The 25,494-nt window shown below is 64.8% G+C and carries 24 protein-coding genes and 1 riboswitch; of the genes, 11 read left to right on the top strand and 13 right to left on the bottom strand.

Annotated features, from left to right (window positions below):
- The first annotated feature begins 96 nt into the window (after positions 1-96).
- Positions 97-846 carry a sulfite exporter TauE/SafE family protein gene (locus PVE73_RS05415; protein ID WP_277365964.1) on the top strand — a complete coding sequence of 250 codons (750 nt, stop codon included), beginning with the start codon at positions 97-99 and terminating at the stop codon, positions 844-846.
- A gap of 15 nt (positions 847-861) precedes the next feature.
- On the opposite strand, the gene PVE73_RS05410 is transcribed toward PVE73_RS05415, so the two are convergent.
- The 4 genes from PVE73_RS05410 to PVE73_RS05395 all read right to left on the bottom strand — a co-directional run bounded on the left by PVE73_RS05410 (position 862) and on the right by PVE73_RS05395 (position 7,518).
- Positions 862-1,935, bottom strand: a complete 1,074-nt coding sequence (locus PVE73_RS05410) for an ATP-dependent DNA ligase (protein WP_277365963.1) — start codon at positions 1,933-1,935, stop codon at positions 862-864.
- A 103-nt stretch (positions 1,936-2,038) separates the two neighbouring features.
- The gene (locus tag PVE73_RS05405) at positions 2,039-3,148 is read right to left on the bottom strand and encodes a ribonucleotide-diphosphate reductase subunit beta (RefSeq protein WP_277365962.1); all 1,110 of its coding nucleotides are present in this window, start codon (positions 3,146-3,148) and stop codon (positions 2,039-2,041) included.
- 236 nt (positions 3,149-3,384) lie between these two features.
- The gene (locus PVE73_RS05400; protein WP_277365961.1) at positions 3,385-6,201 is read right to left on the bottom strand and encodes a ribonucleoside-diphosphate reductase subunit alpha; all 2,817 of its coding nucleotides are present in this window, start codon (positions 6,199-6,201) and stop codon (positions 3,385-3,387) included.
- Positions 6,202-6,354: 153 nt separating this feature from the next.
- Positions 6,355-6,557: riboswitch (cobalamin riboswitch) on the bottom strand.
- A gap of 100 nt (positions 6,558-6,657) precedes the next feature.
- Positions 6,658-7,518, bottom strand: a complete 861-nt coding sequence (locus PVE73_RS05395; protein ID WP_277365960.1) for a BadF/BadG/BcrA/BcrD ATPase family protein — start codon at positions 7,516-7,518, stop codon at positions 6,658-6,660.
- A 312-nt stretch (positions 7,519-7,830) separates the two neighbouring features.
- On the opposite strand from PVE73_RS05395, the gene PVE73_RS05390 reads away from it, so the two are divergent.
- From PVE73_RS05390 to PVE73_RS05365, 6 genes are all read left to right on the top strand, one after another.
- Complete coding sequence (locus PVE73_RS05390) at positions 7,831-9,096, top strand: ABC transporter substrate-binding protein (protein WP_277365959.1); 1,266 nt, start codon at positions 7,831-7,833, stop codon at positions 9,094-9,096.
- Between the two features lie 59 nt (positions 9,097-9,155).
- Positions 9,156-10,076, top strand: coding sequence for a sugar ABC transporter permease (locus PVE73_RS05385; protein WP_277365958.1), 921 nt, complete (start codon positions 9,156-9,158; stop codon positions 10,074-10,076).
- 245 nt (positions 10,077-10,321) lie between these two features.
- Entirely contained in the window at positions 10,322-11,161 is an 840-nt protein-coding gene (locus PVE73_RS05380) for a carbohydrate ABC transporter permease (RefSeq protein WP_277365957.1), read from the top strand.
- Positions 11,158-12,216, top strand: a complete 1,059-nt coding sequence (locus tag PVE73_RS05375; protein ID WP_277365956.1) for a Gfo/Idh/MocA family oxidoreductase — start codon at positions 11,158-11,160, stop codon at positions 12,214-12,216. Before PVE73_RS05380 ends, PVE73_RS05375 begins: the two co-directional genes overlap by 4 nt.
- A gap of 7 nt (positions 12,217-12,223) precedes the next feature.
- Positions 12,224-13,225 (top strand): ABC transporter ATP-binding protein, encoded by a 1,002-nt coding sequence (locus tag PVE73_RS05370; RefSeq protein WP_277365955.1) that lies wholly within the window; start codon positions 12,224-12,226, stop codon positions 13,223-13,225.
- A gap of 179 nt (positions 13,226-13,404) precedes the next feature.
- Positions 13,405-13,686 (top strand): SCP2 sterol-binding domain-containing protein, encoded by a 282-nt coding sequence (locus tag PVE73_RS05365; RefSeq protein ID WP_277365954.1) that lies wholly within the window; start codon positions 13,405-13,407, stop codon positions 13,684-13,686.
- A gap of 4 nt (positions 13,687-13,690) precedes the next feature.
- Here the strand turns inward: PVE73_RS05365 and PVE73_RS05360 are convergent, their stop codons facing one another.
- From PVE73_RS05360 to PVE73_RS05345, 4 genes are read right to left on the bottom strand one after another with little or no spacing between them, the layout of a single operon-like run.
- Positions 13,691-14,758 (bottom strand): nickel/cobalt transporter, encoded by a 1,068-nt coding sequence (locus PVE73_RS05360; RefSeq protein ID WP_277365953.1) that lies wholly within the window; start codon positions 14,756-14,758, stop codon positions 13,691-13,693.
- Positions 14,759-14,762: 4 nt separating this feature from the next.
- Positions 14,763-15,494: a DUF1007 family protein gene (locus PVE73_RS05355; protein WP_277365952.1), complete on the bottom strand. Its 732-nt coding sequence runs from the start codon at positions 15,492-15,494 to the stop codon at positions 14,763-14,765.
- A complete protein-coding gene (locus PVE73_RS05350) occupies positions 15,491-16,399 on the bottom strand; it encodes a LysR family transcriptional regulator (RefSeq protein ID WP_277365951.1) in 909 nt (302 codons plus the stop codon). Before PVE73_RS05350 ends, PVE73_RS05355 begins: the two co-directional genes overlap by 4 nt.
- 18 nt (positions 16,400-16,417) lie before the next feature.
- Entirely contained in the window at positions 16,418-17,605 is a 1,188-nt protein-coding gene (locus PVE73_RS05345) for an amidase (protein ID WP_277365950.1), read from the bottom strand.
- 586 nt (positions 17,606-18,191) lie between these two features.
- Here PVE73_RS05345 and odc2 point away from each other — a divergent pair.
- Together odc2 and PVE73_RS05335 are read left to right on the top strand one after the other, a co-directional pair.
- Positions 18,192-19,325 carry an ornithine/lysine decarboxylase gene (gene odc2 / locus PVE73_RS05340; protein WP_277365949.1) on the top strand — a complete coding sequence of 378 codons (1,134 nt, stop codon included), beginning with the start codon at positions 18,192-18,194 and terminating at the stop codon, positions 19,323-19,325.
- A gap of 145 nt (positions 19,326-19,470) precedes the next feature.
- Positions 19,471-20,088, top strand: a complete 618-nt coding sequence (locus PVE73_RS05335) for an N-acetyltransferase (RefSeq protein WP_277365948.1) — start codon at positions 19,471-19,473, stop codon at positions 20,086-20,088.
- Here the strand turns inward: PVE73_RS05335 and PVE73_RS05330 are convergent.
- The gene (locus tag PVE73_RS05330; protein ID WP_346772399.1) at positions 20,054-20,254 is read right to left on the bottom strand and encodes a hypothetical protein; all 201 of its coding nucleotides are present in this window, start codon (positions 20,252-20,254) and stop codon (positions 20,054-20,056) included. The genes PVE73_RS05335 and PVE73_RS05330 overlap by 35 nt on opposite strands.
- A gap of 57 nt (positions 20,255-20,311) precedes the next feature.
- Positions 20,312-21,004, bottom strand: a complete 693-nt coding sequence (locus PVE73_RS05325) for a GNAT family protein (protein WP_277365946.1) — start codon at positions 21,002-21,004, stop codon at positions 20,312-20,314.
- Between the two features lie 81 nt (positions 21,005-21,085).
- Between PVE73_RS05325 and PVE73_RS05320 the strand changes: the two genes are divergently transcribed.
- Together PVE73_RS05320 and PVE73_RS05315 are read left to right on the top strand one after the other, a co-directional pair.
- Entirely contained in the window at positions 21,086-22,264 is a 1,179-nt protein-coding gene (locus PVE73_RS05320) for a pyridoxal phosphate-dependent aminotransferase (RefSeq protein ID WP_277365945.1), read from the top strand.
- 104 nt (positions 22,265-22,368) lie between these two features.
- Positions 22,369-22,704 carry an antibiotic biosynthesis monooxygenase gene (locus PVE73_RS05315; protein ID WP_277365944.1) on the top strand — a complete coding sequence of 112 codons (336 nt, stop codon included), beginning with the start codon at positions 22,369-22,371 and terminating at the stop codon, positions 22,702-22,704.
- Between the two features lie 165 nt (positions 22,705-22,869).
- Here PVE73_RS05315 and modC read toward each other — a convergent pair whose 3' ends face one another.
- From modC to modA, 3 genes are all read right to left on the bottom strand, one after another.
- Positions 22,870-23,952, bottom strand: coding sequence for a molybdenum ABC transporter ATP-binding protein (gene modC, locus PVE73_RS05310; protein ID WP_277365943.1), 1,083 nt, complete (start codon positions 23,950-23,952; stop codon positions 22,870-22,872).
- A complete protein-coding gene (gene modB / locus PVE73_RS05305; RefSeq protein ID WP_277365942.1) occupies positions 23,939-24,631 on the bottom strand; it encodes a molybdate ABC transporter permease subunit in 693 nt (230 codons plus the stop codon). The genes modC and modB overlap by 14 nt, the downstream gene beginning before the upstream one ends.
- 128 nt (positions 24,632-24,759) lie before the next feature.
- Entirely contained in the window at positions 24,760-25,461 is a 702-nt protein-coding gene (gene modA / locus PVE73_RS05300) for a molybdate ABC transporter substrate-binding protein (RefSeq protein WP_277367355.1), read from the bottom strand.
- Between the last annotated feature and the right edge of the window lie 33 nt (positions 25,462-25,494).

Here is a 25,494-nt window from a genome sequence, read left to right as displayed (position 1 = left end):
CGGCCTAGCGGTATAGAGCCAACTGCGACTGCCATTTTTCCGGCGACGAACCGGTTTTTCCGCTTCGGGCCTTTTCCATTCAGGACGGAAACCGCGGTGACATTGGAGCCGACACAGCTTGCCATCATCTTCGCCTGCCTGGCGGCCGGCGGCATCCTGAAGGGGGCGACGGGAGCCGGCGCGCCGGTGCTTGCCGTACCCGCGCTCGCCATGATCTTCGATGTCAGGTTCGCGGTCGTGGTGATGTTGATGCCGAACCTGCTCACAAATCTCTGGCAGGCATGGCATTTCCGGCGCCACCTGCTGCCGGCCTCTTTCGTGTTCGGCTTTGCGGGTGCGGGAGCGCTGGGTGTGCTCCTCGGCACGCTCATGCTCGCCTTCCTGTCGCACGACGTGCTTTCGCTTTTCGTGGCCGGCGCCGTCTTCGCCTATATCGCGCTCCGCCTCGCACGGCCGGACTGGAAGATCGCCTATCCTCTTGCGAGCAGGCTCAGCATTCCCGCCGGGCTCGCGGCGGGGCTTCTGCAAGGTGCGGCAGGCCTCTCCGCGCCGGCATCCATCACGTTCCTCAGCGCCATGCGCCTGGAGCGGCCCATCTTCATCGCCACCATCTCCTTTCTCTTCGTCTCCATGACGGTGCTGCAGATCGCCTCCCTCGGCTATCTCGGCATCTTCTCGGCCCATGGGGCGCTGATCAGCCTGTCGGCGCTGCTGCCGATCCTGGCCTTCATGCCGGTGGGCGCCGCACTGGCGAAACGGCTGTCGAAGGAGAGCTTCGACCGGGCGATCCTGATCCTGCTCGGCTTTCTGGCCGCAAAACTGGTCTATGATACTCTCGTGGGGTAGTCTCCCGCCTCCGCCTCAGTCGATCACGTCCTTTATGAGCCTGCCCGGATGCGCCTCCCGTTCGATCTGCTCGAAGGTGCATTGATGCGGGGCCTTGTCCGGCCGCCAGCGCAGAAACCGCGTGCCGTGGCGGAAGCGGTCTCCGGTCACCTGATCATAGGCGACCTCCACGACTAGGTCGTGCCTGAGCGGCTCCCATTCACTGCTGCGCGCGTTGGACCAGCGGCTGGGCCCGCCCGGCGCGCGACCGGTGAAACCCGGCGGGCCCTTGAGCCTTTCCAGCCTCCGCGTGAGCGACGGCCGCTCCTCATTGCTGATCATGGAGGTGAAGCCCACATGATTGAGTCTCCCCTCTTCGTCGAAGAGCCCAAGCAGGAGAGAGCCGACGAGTTCGCTGTCCTTGCCGTAGCGGAAGCCACCCACCACGCAGTCGGCGGAGCGGATGCGCTTGACCTTGAGCATGGCGCGCTCACCGCTCTCATAGGGGCCATCGAGCCGCTTGGCGATGACACCGTCGAGCGCGCCACCGGCGCGCGCAAGCCACGCCTCTGCCTCCGCCCGGTCGCGGGTATAGGGCGAGAGCCGTATGCCGGGGGTGGGGACTTCGGCAACGAAGCGCTCCAACGCAGCCCGCCGCACGGTCAGCGGCGCATCCGTCAGGCTTTCGCCGCCGGGCTTCATCGGCATGTCGAAGAGGATGAGGATCGCGGGCGTCTCGCGCGCGAGCCTGCGGATGCGGCTTTCAGCCGGATGCAGCCTCAGTTGCAGCGCATCGAAGGACAACGTCCCGCCCGTGGGAATGACGAGCTCGCCGTCCAAAACGAAATGATCGCCAGGCAGCGACCGAATGATTTCGACCACCTCCGGAAAGTAGCGCCCGAGCGGCTTGCCGGACTTGGCGTAAAGCTCGATCTCCTCGCCCGAGCGGTGGGCGAGGCAGCGGAAACCGTCCCATTTCGGCTCGAATTCCCAGCCCGATTCCTCCGGCAGCACCGCCACCGATTTCGCTTCCATGGGCGGAAGAGGCGCCGCAAGGCCGCTCGATGATCCTGTTTTCTCGGGTGGTTGTCCTGTGCGCCGTCCGGCCATGGCTGCGACCTGCTTTCAGGCAGAACGCAGCCATTGCAGGAGACGTTCCCGCAGCAACCGAGATCGGAACGTCAGTCCTGAAGGACCGGCGCACCACCGGTCGTCAGTCCCAGCTCAGCGCACCGCCGTTCTGGTACTCGATCACCCGCGTCTCGAAGAAGTTCTTCTCCTTCTTCAGATCCATCGCCTCCGACATCCAGGGGAACGGGTTCTCCGTCTCCGCGAAGACCGGTGAGAGCCCGAGCTGGGCGCAGCGGCGGTTGGCGATGAAATGCATGTACTGCTCGCACAGCGCCGCATTGAGGCCCAGGAAGCCGCGCGGCATCGTATCCCGGCCGTAGCTCGCCTCAAGCTCCGCAGCCTCCTTCAGCATGCTGCGCACCTCATCCTGGAACGCGGCCGTCCACAGATGCGGGTTCTCGTGCTTGATCTGGTTGATGACGTCGATGCCGAAATTCAAGTGGATGGACTCGTCACGCAGGATGTACTGGTACTGCTCGGCGATGCCCACCATCTTGTTGCGCCGGCCGAGCGAGAGGATCTGCGCAAAACCGGTGTAGAACCACATGCCCTCGAACACGACGTAGAAGGCCACGAGATCGCGCAGGAAGGACTGGTCGGCTTCCGGCGTGCCAGTGTGGAAATTCGGATCGTCGAGATGGCGCGTGTATTCCAGCGCCCAGGCGGCTTTGTCGGTGATGGACGGCACCTCGCGATACATGTTGAAGAGCTCGCCCTCCTCGAGGCCGAGGCTTTCCACGATGTATTGGAAGGTGTGCGTGTGCACCGCCTCCTCGAATGCCTGGCGCAGCAGATACTGCCGGCATTCGGGATTCGTCAGGTGACGGTAGATGGCGAGCACGATGTTGTTGGCCACCAGCGATTCGGAAGCCGCGAAGAAGCCGAGATTGCGCTTCACCATGCGCCGCTCGTCCTCCGTCAGCCCGTCGGTGGACTTCCATAGCGCGATGTCGGCTTGCATGGAGACTTCCGTCGGCATCCAGTGATTGTTGCAGCCCGACAGGTATTTCTCCCACGCCCAGCGATATTTGAGCGGCAGGAGCTGGTTCACGTCCGCCCGCGCATTGATCATGCGCTTGTCGTCCACTGACACGCGCCCGGCCCCCCGGTCGATGGTGCCAAGGCCCGTGGCGTCGGCTTCGCTGGGGTTTGGTTGAGAAGGCATGGTGTTCGGTTCGTTCCAGGTCAGCATTTCATTCTCCAGAATCTTAAAATCGAACGACGTCACTCGAAAAAGCAGGGCCCCGCGCCGGACACCCCCTCTGCCCTGCCGGCATCTCCCCCTCAAGGGGGAGATCAGCCGTCGCGACCGCTTTCGCCCATTATTCACGTCGCAGAACACGCGGTGGAGCAGGCGGCCGGCCTAATCTCCCCCTCGAGGGGGAGATGGCCGGCAGGCCAGAGGGGGTGTGACGGGCGCAACCTAGCCTACTGGCACGCCTCGCATTCGGGATCGTCGATAGCGCAGGCCTTCACCCCGTCCAGATCGAAGGCCGGCTGCGGCGTGACCGCTACAGCATTGAGCTTGCCGTCCGAACGCTTGAGTGTCGATTTCTCCACATGGGTCGCCGAGCGCGAGCGCAGGTAGTAGGTGGTCTTCAGCCCCTTCCGCCATGCCAGCCGATAGAGCTCGTCAAGCTTCTTGCCCGACGGATTGGCGATGTAGAGGTTAAGCGATTGGGCTTGGTCGATCCACTTCTGCCGGCGCGAGGCGGCCTCGATCAGCCAGGCCGTATCGATCTCGAAGGCCGTGGCGTAGAGCGCCTTCAGGTCGTCCGGCACACGGTCGATCTGGCCTAGCGAGCCATCGTAGTATTTCAGGTCCGAGACCATCACCTCGTCCCACAGCCCGCGCGCCTTGAGGTCGCGCACGAGCGTGGCGTTCACCACGGTGAAATCACCGGACATGTTCGATTTCACGAACAGGTTCTGGTAGGCGGGCTCGATCGACTGGCTTACCCCGCAGATATTCGAGATGGTCGCCGTCGGCGCGATCGCCATCGTGTTGGAGTTGCGCATGCCGTGCTCCACCACCCTGGCACGCAGGCCGTCCCAATCGAGCGTCGTCGTCCGGTCCATCCCGTCGAAGCCGCGGGATTCGGCCACATAGCCGACAGAATCGATGGGCAGCACGCCCTTCGACCAGAGCGAGCCCTGGAAGCTCGCATAGGCCCCGCGCTCCTCCGCCAGATCGACCGAGGCGGAGATGGCATGGTAGGCGATCGCCTCCATCGAGCGGTCGGCGAACTCCACCGCCGCCTCTGACGCATAAGGCAATCTCAGCGTCTGCAGTGCGTCCTGGAAGCCCATGAGGCCGAGCCCCACCGGCCGATGGCGCAGGTTCGAGCGCCGCGCCTCGGGGATCGTATAGAAGTTGATGTCGACAACATTGTCGAGCATGCGCATCGCGGTCGAGACCGTTCGCGCGAGCTTCTCCATGTCGAGCCCCTTCTCGCCCACATGCGCGGCGAGATTGACGGAGCCGAGATTGCACACCGCCACCTCGTCCTTCGACGTGTTGAGCGTGATCTCCGTGCAGAGATTGGAGGAATGCACCACGCCTGCATGCCGTTGCGGCGAGCGGAGGTTGCACGGGTCCTTGAAAGTAATCCAGGGATGCCCCGTCTCGAAGAGCATGGTGAGCATGCGCCGCCACAGTTCCACCGCGCGCACCTTCTTGTACACGCGGATCTCGCCGCGCGCCCCCTTCGCCTCGTATTCTTCATAAGCCGCCTTGAAGGCTGGCCCGTAGAGGTCGTGCAGGTCCGGCGTCTCGTTGGGCGAGAACAGCGTCCACTCCCCGTCTGCTTCCACGCGCTCCATGAAGAGGTCCGGCACCCAGTTGGCCGTGTTCATGTCATGCGTGCGGCGGCGGTCGTCGCCCGTGTTCTTGCGGAGGTCGAGGAACTCCTCGATGTCCACGTGCCAGGTTTCGAGATAAGCGCACACCGCGCCCTTTCGCTTGCCGCCCTGGTTGACGGCAATCGCCGTGTCGTTCGCCACCTTCAGGAAGGGGACGATGCCCTGGCTCTTGCCATTGGTACCCTTGATGCGGGCTCCCAGCCCGCGCACCGGCGTCCAGTCGTTGCCGAGCCCGCCGGAGTATTTTGCCAGGAGCGCATTGTCCTTGACGGCTTTGAAAATGCCATCGAGATCGTCGGAAACGGTGGTCAGGAAACAGGAGGAAAGCTGCGGGCGCAGCGTGCCGGCGTTGAAGAGCGTCGGCGTCGAGCACATGAAATCGAAGGAGGAGATGAGGTCGTAAAACTCGATCGCCCTCGCCTCGCGGTCGATCTCGCGCACGGCCAATCCCATGGCCACGCGCATGAAGAAGGCCTGCGGCAGCTCGAAGCGGACCTCGTCCTTGTGCAGGAAGTAGCGGTCATAGAGCGTCTGGAGCCCTAGATATTGGAACTGCAGGTCGCGTTCCGGCTTGAGCGCGGCACTGATCTTCTTCAGGTCGAAGCGGCCGAGCTCGGGGTCGATCATCTCCGCCTCGATACCGGCCGTGATGAAGCCCTCGAAATAGTCGGGATAACGCTTCGCCATCTCGGCTTGGGTCGCCAGGGCGGGCCGGCCTTCCACGAAGGTCAGCGCCTCGCGGCGCAGCTTGTCGAGAAGCAGCCGCGCGCTCACCTGGCTGTAGTTCGGCTCCGTCTCCACCAGCGTGCGCGCCGCGAGGATCGGCGCCAGCGAAAGCTCGTCCAGCGTGATGCCGTCATAGAGATTGCGCCGCGCCTCGGACAGGATCGCCTCGGCTGAGACCGCCTCCAGTCCCTCGCAGGCTTCCGCGACGATTGCAGCGAGCCGCGCCTCGTCGAGCGGCGCCTTGGCACCGTCTTCCAGCGTGACATTCAGGGTGGGCTGCGCGGTTTCAACCGCGCGACTCGCCTGCCGCTCGCGCGCCCGCGCCTCACGATAGAGCACATAGGCGCGGGCGATCTTGTGGTGGCCGCTGCGCATCAGCGCAAGCTCCACCTGATCCTGGATCTCCTCGATATGGAAGGTGCGGCCCGCCTCTCCGCGGCGGGTGAGCGCCGCGACCACCTGATCGGCGAGTTCCTCCACCACCTCGTGCACCCGGCGCGAGCCCGCCGCCGTGGAGCCTTCCACGGCGAGGAAGGCCCTGGTCAGCGCCAGGCTGATCTTGCCCGGATCGAACGGCGTGACCGAACCGTTGCGGCGGATGACGCGATAGGAATGCCTTGAGCCGGGCTCGGCCCTTTCGGACATCTGGAGCGGCATCTCGGCCGTTCCGTTCGAATGGTGAGTGGCAGTCGCCGACATCGAAAAAAACCCCCGTGGAATAGGAAGACGGGATTTTTCGGGATGCAGGCCGGACGGCGGCAGTATGGACTGCCGCAACCAAGCGCACCGCCGGGACACCCCGCCCGTGGACGTTCAAAAGCTCATCACGGCAGGTCTCCTGGCTTGCAGGTCATCGCCGCTGTCAGGCCTTCCCGGAGCCCTCATGGCCCCAGTGGCATTACGCGACAGCAACTCGCTGCTTACAGTTGCGGGGGCAGCGCCGGTCTCGCACCGGCTTCCCTCTTAGCTCTCGACCCGAACGACTCGACAGCACCGTGATGGCAAGATTTAGTAGCTGAGGCGAAGCCGATGTCAACAGGTGGTGTGCCTCAATATTTTTGACGCAGTGTTGTGTTGACCGAAGAAGATAGGAAATCGCGCCTCTCGAGCATTTCACCCCCGCCCGAATTTTTCCACCGCCATCGCTATCGCACCATCGAGGGCGTTCCCCTGCGGCGGGTGGAGCAAGGCCCGGAGTCCCTCACCCAGATAGGGCGCGTAAGGCTGGCCCAGCCCGCCGATCAGGCAGAGCCGGTCGCATCCCTCGGGCATCACGGCCGCAAGCGAGGCTTCTATCCAGCCCACGGCATTGGCGATGATTCGCCCGGCGACCGCATCGCCTTCGGCGGCATGGGCGAAGATATCCGGTGCGAAGGCGCCGATATCTCCCGGGCGGGCGCGTTGGCCAAAAACGACGATCTCGCCTGGATCGCCGCCGAAACGGGCAAGCACCGCCTCCGTCAGGGGCGAGCCGGGAATGATTCGGTCATGCGCAAGCAAGGTGTCTTCCAGAAGCGCCCGGCCCAGCCTCGCGCCGCTCGCCTGGTCACCGAGCAGGAATCCCCAACCACCGACGATGCTGATGGCGCTGCCGGTCTTCGCGCCGAAGATCGATCCGGTGCCGATGATGGCGACCGCCCCGTCATGCCCGCCGAGGGCGCCCCGCACGGCCGCCGTCGCATCCCACTCGACGATGCTTTCTTCAAACGGCAATTGCTGCCGAAGCGCCTCGCCGGCCGTGCCGACATTGACCCCCGCGAGCGCAAGCACGGCCTTGCAGGCCGAAAGCGCCGGCTCCAGCCCGGCCTGATCGAACGCCCGCTCCACCGCCTCCAGGATATGGAGGCGCGTGCCCTCGAGATCGGTCAACACATTGGCGGGGCCGCTTTCTCCGCGGCCGAGCACGCTGCCCGCCAGATCGGCCACCGCCGCCCGGCACCCTGTTCCACCGCCATCGACAGCCACGAGGTTCATCAAGATTCGCCTGTTCCACAAAAGCCCGCGCTGTGCCTGCCCGGCACCGCCCGGAAATCTCCCCCACGGCCGCGTATCGTTCAATCGTTTAATTTTGGTGCTGGAAAAGCGCGACGGAATGTTCTTACATGGCCGCAACCGGAAGATGGAAGAGCGAGGGTGGCGGACTGAACGGCAGCCAGTTTCCGAGCAGATACAGGCCCTTAGCCCTCGCTGCGCGGCAGTGGATGGCCGTCGCCCGACCTCCAGCCTCACGATCGACGCCGGGATAACAATGAGGGAAGTTGGCGCTCAGCCATGAGGGAGAATGTCATGAAGAACAGGCAATTGATAACGATCCTGGCCGCATCCAGCGTGCTCGCCGGCACGGCGGGCACGGCATCGGCCCAGGACGTGACGCTGACCATCGAAAGCTGGCGCAACGACGATCTCGCCATCTGGCAGGAGCAACTCATCCCCGCCTTCGAGGAGGCCAATCCCGGCATCAAGGTCGTGTTCTCGCCCTCCGCGCCGACGGAATACAACGCCGCGCTGAACGCCAAGCTGGATGCCGGCTCGGCCGGCGACCTCATCACCTGCCGCCCCTTCGACGCCTCCCTGGAACTCTACAACAAGGGCCAGCTTGCCGATCTCACCGACCTGCCGGGCATGGAAAACTTCTCCGACGTCGCCAAATCGGCGTGGCAGACGGATGACGGCTCGGCCACGTTCTGCGTGCCCATGGCATCGGTAATCCACGGCTTCATCTACAACAAGGAAGCCTTCGAGGAACTGGGTCTCGAAGTGGCTGAGACCGAGGACGAGTTCTTCGCCCTCCTCGACAAGATCAAGGAGGACGGCACCTATATTCCCATGGCCATGGGCACGAAGGACCTGTGGGAGGCCGCCACCATGGGCTACCAGAATATCGGCCCGAATTACTGGAAGGGCGAGAAAGGCCGGCTGGCGCTCATCAAGGGCGAGCAGAAGCTGACCGATCCGCAGTGGGTCGAGCCCTTCGAGACGCTGGCGCGCTGGAAGGACTATCTGGGCGACGGCTTCGAGGCGCAGTCCTATCCCGACAGCCAGAACCTTTTCACCCTCGGCCGCGCGGCCATCTATCCTGCCGGTTCCTGGGAAATCTCGGTCTTCAACGAGCAGGCCGATTTCGAGATGGGCGCCTTCCCGCCGCCGGTGAAGAACGCGGGCGACACCTGCTACATCTCCGACCACACGGACATCGCGATCGGCCTCAATGCCGCGAGCCCCAATGCCGAAGCGGCAAAGACCTTCCTCTCCTGGGTCGCCTCGGACGAGTTCGCGACGATCTACGCCAACGCCCTGCCGGGCTTCTTCTCGCTGTCTGAAACGCCGGTCGAGATGGAGGACCCGCTGGCGCAGGAATTCGTCTCCTGGCGCGAGAAGTGCGAGCCGACCATCCGCTCGACCTACCAGATCCTGTCGCGCGGCACGCCCAATCTGGAGAACGAGACCTGGACTGCTTCCGCCAACGTGATCAACGGCACCGAGACGCCGGAGGAGGCAGCGCAGCGCCTGCAGGAGGGCCTCGCGAGCTGGTACGAGCCGCAGCAGCAATAGGCCGGGCCTAGGGGCCGCCTCACGGCGGTCCCGCCATCCCAGAACAGCGAGGGGGACGAATGGCGGCAGCCAAAAAGCCGGTACGCTGGCACATCGCCGTTTTCCTGGCGCCGGCCGTGCTTGTCTACACGGTCGTGATGATCCTGCCGCTCTTTGGCACGCTGCAATTCTCGCTCTTCCGCGCCGCGCAGGAAGGCCAGGTCTTCGTGGGGCTCGAAAACTTCCGCACGCTGCTCGGCGATCCGCGCTGGTCGGCGAGCTTCTGGAACGCCCTGTGGAACAATGTCTGGTTCTTCATCATCCACATGGCCGTGCAGAACCCGATCGGCATCCTGCTCGCCGCCCTTCTGTCCAATCCGCGGCTCAGGCTGCGCGGCTTCTACCGCACGGCGATCTTCGTGCCGACGATCCTCTCCTTTGTCATCGTCGGCTTCGTCTGGAAGCTCATCCTGAGCCCCATCTGGGGAGTCGCTCCAAGCCTCCTCGATTTCGTGGGGCTGAAAAGCCTGTTCGAACCGTGGCTCGGCAAGGAGGAATATGCGCTCACCACCCTCGGACTTATCTCCGTCTGGCAGTTCGTCGGCATCCCGATGATGCTCATCTATGCCGCGCTGCTCGCAATTCCCGACGAGATCCTGGAAGCGGCCGAATGCGACGGCATCACCGGCATGTCCCAGTTTTGGAAGATCAAGCTGCCGCTGATCCTGCCTTCGATCGGCATCATCTCGGTCTTGACCTTCGTCGGCAACTTCAACGCCTTCGACCTGATCTATGCGAGCCAGGGCGCCATGGCCGGCCCGAACTTCTCGACCGATATCCTCGGCACCTTCCTCTATCGCACCTTCTTCGGCTTCCAGCTCCAGCTCGGCGATCCGAACATGGGCGCAACGATCGCCTCGATGATGTTCTTCATCATCCTGGCAGGCGTGTGCCTCTATCTGTTCGCCATCCAGACGCGCCTGCGTCGGCATCAGTTTTGAGGGGCGGAGAATGACGGCTTTTATGACGACATATCGGATAGGCAGGAGCCCCTCCGCACCCCCTCTGCCCTGCCGGGCATCTCCCCCTCAAGGGGGGAAATTGGCTTCCTTCAAGGCTTTCGCCAATCTTTGATGTCGTCGGTTAGGTGCCATGTTCACGGCCGGCTGATCTCCCCCCTTGAAGGGGAGATGCCCGGCAGGACAGAGGGGGGTGAGGGGCACCGCGGTTCGCGAGGTCTCACACCATGAGCCGCGCACGCACCTCTCCCTGGCGCAGCGTTGCGGCCCATGCCGCTCTCATCGCCTACACGGCGATAGCGCTGTTCCCGGTCGTCATCATCATCATTAACTCGTTCAAGACGCGGCAGGGCATCTTCCGCTCTCCGCTTGCCCTTCCGGACGCTGAGACCTTCAGCCTGGTCGGCTACGAGACCGTGCTCGCGCAGGGCGATTTCTTCCTCTACTTCCAGAACAGCCTGATCGTGACGGTGGTCTCGCTTTTCTGCGTGCTCCTGTTCGGTGCCATGGCCGCCTTTGCGCTCGCCGAGTACCGTTTCCGCGGCAATTCGCTGATGGGCCTGTATCTTGCGCTCGGCATCATGATCCCGATCCGGCTGGGCACGGTGGCGATCCTGCAGCTCATGGTGGCGAGCGGGCTCGTCAACACGCTGACGGCGCTGATCCTCGTCTATACGGCGCAGGGCCTGCCGCTTGCCGTCTTCATCCTGTCGGAATTCGTACGCCAAGTCTCGGACGACCTGAAGAACGCCGGCCGCATCGACGGTCTTTCCGAATACACGATCTTCTTCCGCCTCGTCCTGCCGCTGGTGCGCCCGGCCATGGCGACCGTGGCCGTCTTCACCATGATCCCGATCTGGAACGACCTCTGGTTCCCGCTGATCCTTGCTCCCTCCGAAGCCACCAAGACGATCACGCTCGGCGCCCAGGTCTTCATCGGCCAGTTCGTCACCAACTGGAATGCGGTGCTCGCCGCCCTCTCGCTGGCGATCCTGCCAGTTCTCATCCTCTATCTGATCTTCTCCCGCCAGCTCATCCGCGGGATCACAGCAGGAGCCGTCAAATGAGCGAGAAACGGTTGAGCGTCGTCGTGGCCGGCCTCGGGAACATGGGCCGCAGCCACGCGCTCGCCTATCACCGCAATCCGGGCTTCGAGATCGCCGCCTTGGTCAACCGCTCGCCCGTTGATCTCGATGGCGAGCTTTCAGGCTATACGGTGGAGCGCTCCTTCGAGGAGGTGCTGAAGCGGGAGCGGCCGGACGTCGCCTCCATCAACACCTATTCCGACAGCCACGCCGATTATGCCGTGATGGCGCTGGAGGCCGGCGCGCATGTTTTCTTGGAAAAGCCGCTGGCGACCACGGTGAAGGATGCCGAGCGCGTCGTCGCCGCCGCGAAGGCGAACGGGCGCAAGCTCGTCATCGGCTACATCCTGCGCCACCATCCGTCCTGGCAGAAGCTCATTGCCGAGGCGCGCACGCTGGGCGGCCCCTACGTCTTCCGCATGAACCTGAACCAGCAGTCGAGCGGGCCCAGTTGGCAGACGCACCGCCGGCTGATGGAGACCACCTCGCCCATCGTCGATTGCGGGGTGCACTACGTGGACGTGATGTGCCAGATCACCGACGCCAAGCCCGTCGAGGTGCGCGGCATGGGCCTGCGCCTGTCGGACGAGATCAAGCCCGACATGTACAATTACGGTCACCTGCAGGTTCTGTTCGAGGACGGCTCAGTCGGCTGGTACGAGGCTGCCTGGGGGCCGATGATCTCCGAGACTGCCTTCTTCGTGAAGGATATCATGTCGCCCAAGGGCAGCGTCTCCATCGTGATGGACGAGGGCGCGAAATCCGACGACATCGACACTCACACGAAGACCGCCACGATCCGGGTTCACCGCGCCGCGCGCGGGGCGGACGGCCGCTTCGCGGCACCCGACGAGATTCTGCGCATGGAGGGCGAACCCGGCCACCAGGAGCTCTGCGAGCGCGAGCAGGATTTCCTCCTGAAGGCGATCCGCGAGGATATCGATCTCTCCCGCCACATGGAGGATGCGGTGCAGTCGCTGAAGGTCTGCCTCGCCGCCGACGAAAGCGTGCGCACCGGCCGCGCGATAAGATTGTGAGGCAGAATTGGGTTCGCTGACGCTTGAAAACATCCGCAAGTCCTTCGGCGCCACCGAGGTGCTGAAGGGCATCGACCTCGAAGTGAAGAACGGCGAGTTCGTCATCTTCGTCGGGCCTTCAGGCTGCGGCAAGTCCACGCTTCTCCGCGTCGTCGCCGGGTTGGAGGATGCCACGGACGGCCAAGTTCTGATCGACGGGCAGGTGGTGGACAACGTGCCGCCCGCCAAACGCGGCATCGCCATGGTGTTCCAGAGCTACGCGCTCTACCCGCACCTCACCGTGCGCGACAATATGGGGCTGGGCCTCAAGCAGGCCGGTCATCCGCGCGACGAAATCAGGGAGAGGGTCGCGACAGCCTCGGCCATGCTCGGCCTCGACGATTACCTGGAACGGCGTCCGGCGGAGCTTTCGGGCGGCCAGCGCCAGCGCGTGGCGATCGGCCGCGCCATCGTGCGCAACCCGAAGCTCTTCCTCTTCGACGAGCCGCTCTCCAATCTCGACGCCGCCTTGCGCGTCAACACGCGACTGGAGATCGCCAGGCTCCACCGCAAGCTGGACGCCACCATGGTCTATGTGACGCATGACCAAGTGGAAGCGATGACGCTGGCCGACCGCATCGTCATCCTGAACGGCGGCCGCATCGAGCAGGTCGGCACGCCGATGGAGCTTTACAACCGCCCGGCCAATCTCTTCGTGGCCGGCTTCATCGGCTCGCCCAGGATGAACTTCGTGGAAGCGGAGCGGCTCGGCCAGAACGGCGCGAAGACGCTGGGCGTGCGCCCCGAGCACATCACGGTCGATCCCGAGGCGGGCGACTGGAAGGGCAGCGTGCTCCATGTGGAGCATTTGGGCGCCGACACGGTCCTCTATCTCGATACCGAGCAGGCGGGCCTCGTCACCGCGCGTCTCTTCGGCGAGCACCGATTCGCGCCCGACGATGTGCTCTTTGCCACCCCGCAGGCCGAACGCATCTATCGCTTCGATGCGGATGGGAAGGCGGTTGGCTGAACGAGTCTTGGGCCACCTGTTTCGAGCTGTCCGCGCCCTCCAGAGAGAGTTCCGTACCGGCTTGCAAATTACATTGACGTATACGTAATTCAGCCCTAATCCTCGGCTCTCCCTGCCTGCGGCCGCGCCGAAGCGGTCGGCAGGCTTCCCGCCTTTGTCATTGCAGTGAGGAGCGCCCGATGAACATGGATGAGATCGCCATACAGATGCGCGAGAAGGTTTCCGCCTCGGATTTCGACCGGTCCGTGAAATTCGACTGCGGCGCGGACGGCACCGTCCTGATCGACGGCAACACCGTCTCCACGGATGACGGCCCGGCCGATTGCGTCATCCGCCTCGCCAAGGAGGACCTGGAGGCGATGGTCGCCGGCAAACTCGATCCCACCGCGGCCTTCATGCAGGGCAAGTTGAAGATCGACGGCGACATGTCCGTCGCCATGCAGTTGAGCCAGGTGATCTGACCTCTCAGGCCGACAAGCTCGCCGCCAGCAAAACGAGACCCAGCAGCAGCACCAGCAGCGCGCCCGCGATCTCGATCCCGTTGTGGATCCGGGCGCCCCAGGCGCCGCCGCCTGAAAGCGCCACGGCCCAGTTCTTCGCCGTCACGGCGAGGATCGCCAGAACGGAAACCGTGATCGCCGTGCCCAGCGCCATGGCGAAGACCGAGACAATGCCGCCGAGCCAAAGCGCGTTGAGGAAGGAGAAGGTGAGCACGATCAGCGCGCCGGAGCAGGGCCGCATACCCACGGCCGCCACCGCCGACCACGCGCTTTTCCAGTCGAGCCGATCGCCGGAAAGCTGCGCCGGATCCGGCGCATGGGAGTGGCCGCAGGTGGGGCAGACTTCGCCCGCCGCGTGATCGTGGTGGTGGTCATGCTGCGCATGATCATGATCGTGATGATCGTGCCCGTCATGCACATGATGATGATGGTGCTCACCGGCATGCGCCGCCGAAAGGCTGTGCATCGGCTGTCCCGCGTCCCGCTGCCGCACGAGCGGCCCGACCTTGCGCCACAGGAGCCAGGCACCGAACGCAGCGATCAGTCCATAGCTCAGGGTTTCCAGGAACCACGTGGCATCCGTCATGGAAACGGCCGTCCCGCGCAGGAGCAGGAACACGGCGCCCATGACCGTGATCGCGGTCAGCGCCTGCAGGATCGCCGAAGCGAAGGAAAGCACGATACCGCGCCTCAGCGCGACCTCGTTGGCGAGCATGTAGGAGGAGATCACCGCCTTGCCGTGCCCGGGTCCGGCGGCGTGGAAGATCCCGTAGGCGAAGGAAAGGCCGATGAGCATCCAGAGTTGCGAAACGTCCTCGCGCATGGCCTTCAGCGCGCCCGTGAGCGCACGGTAGAAGCTCTGCTGCTTGCTATTCACCCATTGCAGGATGCCGGCGAACGGCCCAACCGGCGCCACAGACGGCTCCGCCGTTCCGATGCCGAGCGAACTCTGGGCATGGGCCGGAAGGAGAAGAAGGGCGGTCGCGGCCGTGAGAAGGAGCAGCCTTGCCGGCAAGCTGGCACGCTTCGACATGGAGTTAACCCTTGGCGCTGCAGGTAAGCTCGAGTTTGGTTGCGAAGATCTTGCTGAGGTCGTTGCCGCCCGGGTCGCTGAAGAAGGCGTCCGTCAGCGTCTGCTGGTTCTGGGCGATCGCCTCGTCGGGATCGGGGCGGATCACCGTCCGCGTGCAGCCGGACGGCAGGTTCTCGACCTGAAGATATGCGTCCTCGGTGAAGTCGATCGCGGTGTAGAAGGTCGGGTCGTAGACGCCGAAATCCACCTTGCCCTTGAGCTCGAGCGGCTCCTTGGGCTTGGATTCGAAGAGGATGATGAGCTGGTTGTCGGTGAAATCGGCCATGAGCTCGGCAGGCGCTTCCATGGGCACGTCGCGCCCGTCGGCGGTGACGATCTGGAAATAATTGAATTCGGCCAGCGAGTCGTGGACGACCCCGGCCACGTCCTTCAGTTCCGCCTCATCGAGCTTCAGGTCCTGGTTCTTGTCGAACTCGACCAGGACCGTGCTGGAGAAAAGGTCGTCGAAGCGCCACACGTGACGCAGCGCCTCGACCTTGTGGTCCTGCACCGCGACATCGAGCCGCGCCTCGGCGAAGACGTGGGGGTGCGCCGAAGCAGCGACGCCAAGCGCCGTCCATGCGGCGGCTGCTCCGGCCAGTATCTTCGTTCCCGTCCCGCAGCGCATGCCGAGCAACCCTTCCTTCTCAAGAGTGGGCTTGTCTAACATGAACCCGGCGAAAATGGGACCGGTCAAGAATGTGTCTCGGACCCAGGATTGTCCTTCAGCCACTGTGCCAGAAAATCGACCAGCGCACGCACCTTTGCAGGCAGGTAGCGCCGATGCGGATAGACGACGAAAATGCCGGCCCCGTCAGTGATGAAGTCGTCGAGAACGGTGACCAGCCGCCCCGCCCTCACCTCCGGCAGGGCGATGAAATCCGGCACGAAGGCGAAGCCGATGCCGGCCACCGCCGCCGCGCGCACGGCAAGCGGGCTGTTTGCCTCGATGCGGCCGGAAACCGCCACGGTAAAGGGCGTACCGCCCTCCTGGAACGGCCAGTTGTGGCGAAAGCGACCGTTTGTGTCGACAATGCAGGGCAGGCCCTGCAACTCGCGCGGGTGCTTCGGACGACCGTACTTCTCGATCAGCCCCGGAGAGGCGAAAAGTGGCAGCCGGAAAGGCAGCAGCCGCCGTGCGATGAGCGAGGAATCGTCGAGCTTCGTGATTCGGATCGCAAGGTCGAACCCCTCCTCGACCAGGTCGACGAAGCGGTCGTCGAGATGGATGTCGAGCACGATATCAGGATGGGCGACGGCGAAATCGATGAACGACTGGCCGATCGGAGCATCCGCGAAGGTGCGCGACGCCGACAATTTGATTCGCCCGCGGATATCGCTTGCCGATTCACGCACCGACTCGGAAAGGGCGTCGATCTCGCGCACGAGCTCCACCGCCCTCTGATAATAGCTCTGGCCCGCCTCCGTGAGGGAGAATTTGCGCGTGGTGCGATTGAGCAGCAGCGCGCCCAGTTCGTCCTCCAGCTCGCGCACATATTTCGAAAGCAGCGCCTTCGACCGGCCGGCTTTTCGCGCCGCTGCGGAAAAACCCTCCGCATCCACCACCTGGATGAAAGCGCGCATGCGGGTGAGCGTGTCCATGCCGGGGTCCTGACGGGCTCAGGAACCGGAAAGGATGTCTGCGGCAAGCCGGATGAGCTGGCAGTCGCTGCCGGCCGGGCCGAGCAGCGAGATGCCGAAGGGAGCGCCATGCACCTCGCCCAGCGGAATGGTGATCTGCGGCCAGCCGAGCAGGCCGGCGATCGAGGTGAGCGCGAGCCCCTTCTGGCGATAGCTTTCCTGCTCCTCCTGGGTGGCGATCTTGAGCGGCGCGGCGGAAGGCTGGGTCGGCATGACGACGACCATGTCGGCGTTCATGAGGGCCGAGACGTCCGCGCGGAAGTCGCGCCGCCGTCGCCGCGCTTCCTCGACGGTCGTCTCGCTGATCGACCGGCCGTAGGCGAAACGCTCCTTGACCCCGGGGCCGAGCCCGCGGTCCTTTTGCGACAGGAAGGCGGCATGGGCCCGCCAGGCTTCGTGAGCCTGTATCTGCCGGAAGCGCTCGTAAAGCTCGTCCAGATCCCCAGGCAGGGCGAGAAAGCCCGCCGAACGCTCGAAATGATCGAGCACGCGCCCAAGCATGCCGGCATAGGCCTCGCGCTCCGAGTCGCCGAAAAACCGCGCCTCCAGTTCCGCGATCCGCACCGGGATGCGCAGGGTCTCGCGATGCGTATCCTCCCCCAGCAGCACCTCGCCCACCGCCTGGTAGGTGGCGATATCGCGTGCGAACCATCCGAACGTGTCGAAGGAGGGTGCAAGCGGCATAGTCCCCTCCATGCCGATTCGGCCGTGGGTGGTCCTGAGGCCGATGAGCCCGCAGAAGGATGCCGGAATGCGCACGGAACCGTTGGTGTCGGACCCGATCGCGAAATCGACGAGCCCACCGGCCACCGCCGCCGCCGAGCCGGACGAGGATCCGCCGGTCACCCTTTCGCGCGCCCGCGGGTTCACCGGCGGGGGAAAATGCGTGTTCATGCCCATCATGGAAAAGGCAAGCTCGTCCGTCTGCGTCTTGCCGGCGAACTGCGCTCCGGCGTCGAGCAGAACCTGCAGGGCAGGCGCGGTGCTTGCGGCAGGTGCGGCCTCCGCCTCCTTCTGCGGGTTTCCGCAACCCGTGGGATAGCCCGCCACATCGTAGATGTCCTTCACGCCGAAGGAGAGGCCCCTGAGCAGGCCTGTGACCGAAGAGGGCACCGGCACGTCGGGATAGTCCAGAAAGGCATTCAGCGTGTCCCGTGTCCCCATCATTTCAAAGCTCCTTTGCACCGGGGTCCGGCCCGTTTTGTTCAGTCGATCAAATCGACCTGACCCTACGTCCGGCCGACAATCGACGCATGCGATTTATTTTTCAAGCGCGGGCAACTTTTGCATTGATTGTGACAGTGGACTTTCTTATATCGCCGCTTGCCCAAAGTCGCACGTGCCTGTGGGTGTCCGCCGGGCCTCGGAATGGCGAGGAAACCGGTACGGTACCTGGACCTAACCGCTCCAGTCGATCTTACGGCCAACCGAAGATCGAGGACATCTTGAAGCAACGACGGTGCGGGCCTTTCTGGTGTCTGCCGGTTGTCCAAAGACCGGGGTTACTGAAGAGGCACACCTTCATTGCCGGCAGTGCGGAGGGATTTCCCATCCAAAGCTGAGGCAGACAAAGCGAGCATTCGCCTTGCGGGCGGAAGCTCATCGAAATGCGCCAGGCGCGTCGACGGTTTCCGGTGATTTCCACCCTCCGGCCGTGGATCGCGTTGGGGCGCATCCTTTGTCCACCGCGGGCAGGCATGCCCGCAGACCTTGAGCTTTTCTTTGGCGGCACCGGCCGCCGACGGAGGGAATGATGGCCACCCAGCGCATCCTCGATTTTCTCGCCACGCGACGACCCGACGGCCCCTGCCTTGTCGTGGACCTCGACGTCGTGCGCGAAAACTACACCGCTTTCGAGCGGGCTCTGCCCGATTCGCGGATTTTCTACGCCGTGAAGGCCAATCCCGCGCCGGAAATCCTGCGGCTTCTGAGCACGCTCGGCTCCTCCTTCGATACGGCCTCGGTCGCCGAGATCGAGATGGCGCTCGATGCCGGTGCAACGCCCGACCGCATCTCCTACGGCAACACGATCAAGAAGGAGCGCGACATCGCGCGCGCCTACGATCTCGGCATCCGCCTCTTCGCCGTGGACTGCATCGAGGAAGTGGAGAAGGTTTCGCGTGCCGCTCCCGGTTCGCGCGTTTTCTGCCGCGTGCTGACGGACGGTGCGGGTGCGGAATGGCCGCTCTCGCGCAAGTTCGGCTGCGTGCCGGCCATGGCCGTCGAGGTGCTGCGCCAAGCGAAGCGGCTCGGCCTCGATCCCTATGGCGTCTCCTTCCATGTCGGTTCCCAGCAGACGGACCTTTCCGCCTGGGATCGCGCGCTGAACGACGCGCGCACGGTGTTCCAGGCATTGGCCGAGGAAGGCATTACGCTCAAGATGGTCAATATGGGCGGCGGGTTCCCGACGCGTTACCTGCGCGATGTGCCGCGGGCGCAGGCCTATGGCCAGGCGATTTTCTCCGCGCTCAGGAAGCATTTCGGCAACCGCCTGCCGGAGACGATCATCGAGCCTGGCCGCGGCATGGTCGGCAATGCCGGCGTCATCAAGTCTGAGGTCGTGCTGATCTCCAAGAAGGCTGACAACGACGATGTGCGCTGGGTCTATCTCGACATCGGCAAGTTCGGCGGCCTGGCCGAGACGATGGACGAGGCGATCCGCTACCCGCTGGTCACCCGGCATGATGGCGGCGACACCACGCCCTGCGTGCTCGCCGGCCCCACCTGCGACTCGGCCGACGTGCTCTACGAGAAGACGCCCTATCCCCTCCCCATCTCGCTGACCATCGGTGACGAGGTGCTGATCGAGGGGACGGGCGCCTATACGACGACCTACGCCTCGGTTGCCTTCAACGGTTTCGAGCCGCTCCGATCCTATGTGATCTAGGGCATTTGCAGCCGGGCGGAAATCATCCCGGCATTGCCAGAAGCAGCCGAAGAGAGGACGGAAAACCTCTCGGATCGGCCGCCGTGGGCGGATCCCGCCCGCGGCGGCTCCCTTGTCGAAAAACCGCTTGTGAAGGATCGGGGCCATGTCCCAGCACGCCATCGAAACCGCCCGGATCGGTGATTTCGCTGCCCAGGGCGACGCGCTCGGCTACTCCATCGCGCCCGAGACGCCCGCCGATATCGCCGCGCGCGAGGCGCTGCTCGATCGCGCCATGGGCGCAAAGCGCCGGCGCAAGACTTCGGAAAAGCTGCGCCGCGGCCGGTTGCCGGCCGAAGGTCTTGCCTTCTCCGCCCGCGGGGCCGATGGCGCGCTCCTGGGCACGCTGCGCCTCTGGGATGTCCGGCTCGGTCACGCTGGAGCGCCTGCGCTGCTGCTCGGGCCGCTCGCAGTGGAGCCCACGCTGAAAGGCGCGGGGATTGGCAAAGCCCTCATGCGGCACGCCATAGCGGAAGCCACGCGCCTGGGCCACCGCGCCATCCTGCTCATGGGCGATGCGCCCTATTATGCGCGCTTCGGCTTCTCGGCGGAGAAGACCGACCGGCTCGCCATGCCCGGCCCCTACGAAAAGGAGCGCTTCCTGGCGCTTGAACTCGCCGGCGGCGCCCTCGAGGGCGCACACGGAGCGCTGGAGGCCACGGGAAGAAGAGTGTCCTCCTCCCCCGCGGCTACTTCTCCTTGCGCCGCTGGCTGCGCGCCCTGAACCAGAAGACCAGGAAGAATGCCGCCACGAAGGTCGCGGCCAGAAGTGCCGCGGCAAGGGTCGAGATATCGCCCACCCAAAGCATCAGCCGCGGCATCAGGAAGCCGACGACGCCGAAGCCGAGCAGGATGAGCGCGGCGGCGATGATGGGCCCGCGATTCTCCATCACGAGAACCTGCCCGCGTCGCGGATGTCTGCGCCGTTTGGTCCGGCCCCGTCCTGTCTAAAGCTGATCGCCACGCGCTTCTTCCCTGAAAATCTCGAGCCGTTTTATCTGCCGTCCGCTGCTATCGAAATTCTCCGGTTCGAGCCAGCGTTCCATGGCGCGGCGAATTGACGGCCATTCGTGATCGAGTATGGCATACCACGCCGTATCGCGGTTTTCGCCCTTTACCACCATGTGCTGGCGGAAAATCCCCTCGAAGCGGAAGCCAAAGCGAAGAGCTGCGCGCTTGGAAGGCTCGTTCCGGTCGTTGCACTTCCATTCGAACCGGCGATAGCCGAGATCGTCGAGGACATGCCGCGCGAAAAGGAAGAGCGCCTCGGTGGCAAGCCTCGTCCTCGCCACCCCCGGCCCCCAATAGATGTTGCCGATTTCGGCCACCCCGTTCGCCGCATCGATGCGCATCAGTGCCTGCCGCCCGCCGATTTCCCCCTTCGCTTTGTCGATGACCGCGAAGAAGAGCGGATCGTGGCTCGCCGAAACCTTGTCCAGCCACGGCTGGAACGCCGCCCTGTTTTCGGGCGGATAATCGCCCAGATAGCGGAAGCGCTCTCCCGCATCCGGCACGCTGGAGACTGCGAGAAGCCCGTCGCCATGGGCGGCGGGGTCGAGCGGCTCCAGCCGCACATAGCGTCCATTGAGCGGAGCACGCTCGGGCGCGGGGCGCGCAGTCCAGTTCGCAAGGTCTTTCACGGGCTTCCCTCAATTGACGTTTTCTCCGCGAAGCTTCACAAAAGCGCCCTTGACGCGACAGAACCAGATGGAACTCCCGACATGCTCCAAACCGTGGCCGCCTTCGACCGAATAGGCGAGGAGAACGCCTTCGCCGTGCTGGCGCGGGCGACGGAACTCGCGCATCAGGGGCGCGACATCATCAATCTCGGCATCGGCCAGCCCGACTTCCGCACGCCTGAGCACATCGTGGAAGCAGCCGTGAAGGCGCTGCGCGACGGCCAGCACGGCTACACGCCGGCAACGGGCATCCTGCCCGCCCGCGAGGCGGTGGCGCGCCGCACGCTCGCCATGACGGGCGTGGAGGTCTCGCCGGACAACATCATGATCCTGCCGGGCGGCAAGCCCACCATGTTCGCGGCCATAATGATGTTCGGCGAGCCGGGCGTGGAGATTCTCTATCCCGATCCGGGCTTTCCCATCTACCGCTCCATGATCGAGTTCACCGGAGCGACGCCCGTGCCGGTGCCGATCCGGGAGGAGAACGGCTTCGCCTTCTCGGCCGAGGAGACGCTGTCGCTCATCACGCCGAAGACGCGGCTCCTGATCCTCAACTCGCCGGCCAATCCCACCGGCGGCGTCACGCCGCGCGAGGAGATCGCCAGGCTGGTGAAGGGGCTTGAGGCGCATCCTCAGGTCGCGATCCTCTCCGACGAGATCTACGACGTCATGACCTATGACGGCGAAAGCGCCACCTCGCTGCTCATTTTCCCGGAGATCCGCGACCGCCTGATCGTGCTCAATGGCTGGTCAAAGACCTGGGCCATGACCGGCTGGCGCCTCGGCTGGTCCATATGGCCGGACAAGCTTTACGGTCTTGTGCGCAAGCTTGCGGTCAACTGCTGGTCCTGCGTCAACGCGCCGGCGCAATATGCCGGCATCGCCGCCATCGACGGCCCGCAGGACGACGTGGAGAAGATGATGCGCGCCTTCGACTCGCGCCGCCGGCTGGTGGTCGAGGGCCTGAACGGCCTGCCCGGCATCAGTTGCCGGACGCCCAAAGGCGCCTTCTACGCCTTCCCCAACATCGGCGGCACGGGCTGGAAAGCCAAGGAACTGGCCAGCGCCCTCCTGGAGGAAGCCGGCGTGGCGCTGATCGGCGGGCCGGATTTCGGCATCCTCGGCGAAGGCTATGTCCGCCTCTCCTACGCCAATTCGGAGGAGAACATCCTGCGTGCAATCGATCGCGTCGGCGATTTCCTGGCCGGGAACGAAGGGTAGCGGCGCCATCCGCTCGGAAAAATCGCTTGACCTCAACTTTGGTTGAGGCCGCACAACCCGTCCTGAAGAGAGGACGGCGGGCGTCCCCGGCAAAGGAGAGCGAAATGAGCGGCATCACGGAAAGCCAACCCTATTACCGCGTCGACAAGTTCGTCGTGCCCGGCCACGGGCGCGAAGAGTTCCTCGGACGGGTCGCACAGACCCATGCGCTCCTGCGCAAGCAGGAAGGGTTCGTGCAGGATTTCATCCTGGAGCAACAGTCGGGACCCGGCGAATACAATTTCGTGACCCTCGTCGAGTGGACGAGCCCCGAAGTGATGGAGAACGCCCGCGCAGCCGTCGCCCGGATGCACGCCGAAGCGGGGTTCGACCGGCGCGAGCTGATGTCGCGCCTCGGCATCAAGGCTGATATCGCGGACTACAAGAGACTGGAAATCTGAAGCGGAAAAGCAGTTGGGGCGGCACTGCGGCCGCCCCGATTCGAACCCGCTTGGGAGGAGGAAAGCCGATTCGACATGATCCATGATGCACCTGCTTTCCTAAGAGCCGGTTAATCGCCGCAATCCAGGCGGGAATTTCCGCAACGCCTTGCCCGCCATACGCATTCAGGGTTGTCGCGGCAGCAGCCGCGCCCTCTCCACGGATACCGCCTTGATCAGCGCCACGACCCGCATGCCCGGAGCAAGGCCCAGCGCATCGGCCGATTTGGCCGTAATGTGGGCGGTGATCCGCTCGCCCCCGAAGGCAAGCCTCACCTCCGCGGAATTCCCGCGCCGTTCCACCGCTTGGACCGTGCACCACAGCTGGTTCCGGATGGAAAGCCCCTCATGCGGCGTGGTCGCGATCGCCACGTCCGCCGCGCCAAGTCGAAGCCGGACGCGGCTCCCGGCCGGCAGGTCGCGTGCGGAGAGTTCGATCGTCCCGCCGCCTGTCTCCACCGTCACTGTCTCGTAGTTTAGATCGACATCTGTCACCTGCCCCTCCAAGATGGACAGGCCCCGATCTTCTTCGCCGGTGGAATGGCCGAGGATCTCCGCCGCGGTGCCCGCCGCCCGCACCCGTCCCTCATCGATCGCCACCACCTGATCGGCGAGCCGCGCAACCTCGCCGGTATCATGGCTGACATAGAGCACGGGGATACGCGCCTCGTTGGCGATCGCTTCCAGATAAGGGAGGATCTCCACCCTCCTCTCGCGGTCGAGCGAAGAAAGCGGCTCGTCCATCAGCAGTATCTGCGGATCGGCCAGCAGAGCGCGCCCGATCGCAACCCGCTGCCGCTCCCCGCCGGAGAGCGTGCCGGGATGGCGCTCCAGATGTTCCTCCAGCCCGAGAAGCGCCGCAACCTCCTCCAAGGCCCGCGGGCCCGCGCGCCCGCCGGCCCAGCGCGCGTAAGTGAGGTTCCGGCGCACCGAAAGATGTGGGAAAAGCCGCCCTTCCTGGAACACGAAACCGATCCCCCGGGCACGCGGCGGCAGGTTGATTCGCTTTTCGCTGTCGAAAAACACCCGCCCGCCCGCGGAGATTCGCCCTGTCTCGGGCCTGGCCGTACCGGCGATCATCTTCAGGATCGTGCTCTTGCCGGCGCCGGATCGGCCGAAGAGTGCCGTGACGCCGGGCGCCGCGCGGAATTGCGCGGAGATGGCGAAGCTGCCCGCCCGGCCGGTGACGTCCACCTCAAGCGCGGCCATCGCCGTTCCTCTTCTGCAGGCGCCTTGCGACCCATTCCGAAAGGAGCACGGCCCCGATGGCGAGCACGACGGAGATGCCGATGAGGCGCAGGGCCGCCAGGTCGCCCGCGGGGCTTTGCAGCAGCGCATAGATGGCGAGCGAAAGCGTCTGCGTCTCGCCCGGAATATTGGAGACGAAGGTGATGGTGGCGCCGAACTCGCCCAGCGCCTTGGCGAAACCGAGGACGAGGCCGGCGATCAGACCCGGCAGCGCAAGCGGCAGCGTGATGGTGGCGAAGACGACCGGCGCCCGCGCGCCGAGCGTGCCCGCCGCCTCCTCCAGTCCGCGGTCGATCGCCTCGAGCGAAAGCCGGATGGGGCGCACGAGCAGCGGAAACGCCATCACGGCGGCCGCGAGCGCCGCCCCCGTCCAGCGGAAGGCGAAGCTCATGCCGAACAGGTTCTCGAAAAGCCGTCCCAGCGGACCTTGGGAACCGAACAGGATAAGGAGCCCGTACCCGGTCACCACAGGCGGGAGAACCAGCGGCATGGTGATCAGCGCCTGCAGGACGGCCTTTCCCGCGAAACGCCCGCGTGCGAGCAGCCACGCCACCGCGAAGGCGGGCACGAGCGAGAAGCCCATCGCCGCCAGCGCGACCTTGGCCGAGAGCAGGAGGATGTCGAGTTCGGTGCCGGTCATGTGGCCGCCCCTTGCCCCTTCTTGCCCTGAGCTTGAGACAGGTGCGCGCCCATGGCGACACGTCGAGAGTGCTTGGCGTCTTGACCTCTTCGCATTTCAATAGAGCTGATCAACAAAAGACCGAATATCTAAACCGGCGGCTGCGCAAAGCCGAGCTCCCGGAAGATCCTCTGCCCCTCCTCCCCCGACAGGAAATCGAGAAAGGCATCCGCCTCCGGTCCGGCGTTCGCCATCGCCGCCGCCGGGTAGACGACGGGCGGATGGCGATCGGCGGGGAAGGTGTAGACGCGCGAGAGTCCATTGGATGCGCGCTCGTCGGATCCGTAGACGATCGCCGCGGCCACCTCGCCACGCTCTGCGAGTTCGAGCGCGACGCGCACATTCTCGCCGAACACCGCATGCTCCTTCACCTCCTCCCACAAACCGAGGCTCGTGAGCGCTGCCTGCGCGTAGCGCCCGGCGGGCACATGGGTGGGGTCGCCCATGGCGAAGCGGCCCTTGGAAAGGATATCGCCCGGCTCCGCTCCCTCGGGCACGGGCTTGGCCGCGACGATCACAAGGGCATTCGCCGCCACGGGCCTGCGGCTTTCCTCGCGGATAAGATTCCGCTCGGCAAGCCAGTCCATCCATTCGAGGTCGGCGGAGATGAACACGTCGGCCGGTGCGCCGGCTTCGATCTGCCGTGCGAGAGCCGAGCTCGCCGCGAAGGAGACCACCACCTCGGTGCCGGTCTCCTGCTCGAAGGCCACAGCGGCGCGATCCATCGCGTCCTTCATGCTGGCGGCGGCGAATATGGTGATTCTCTCCTGCGCCATGGCAGTTGCGGGCATGGCGCAGGCAAGGGCGAGAAAAAGGACGAGGAA

This window comes from Chelativorans sp. AA-79 (assembly GCF_029457495.1).
Lineage (GTDB): Bacteria > Pseudomonadota > Alphaproteobacteria > Rhizobiales > Rhizobiaceae > Chelativorans.
Note: the sequence above shows the minus strand (reverse complement) of the source record. Positions and strands in the feature narration are given on the sequence as shown.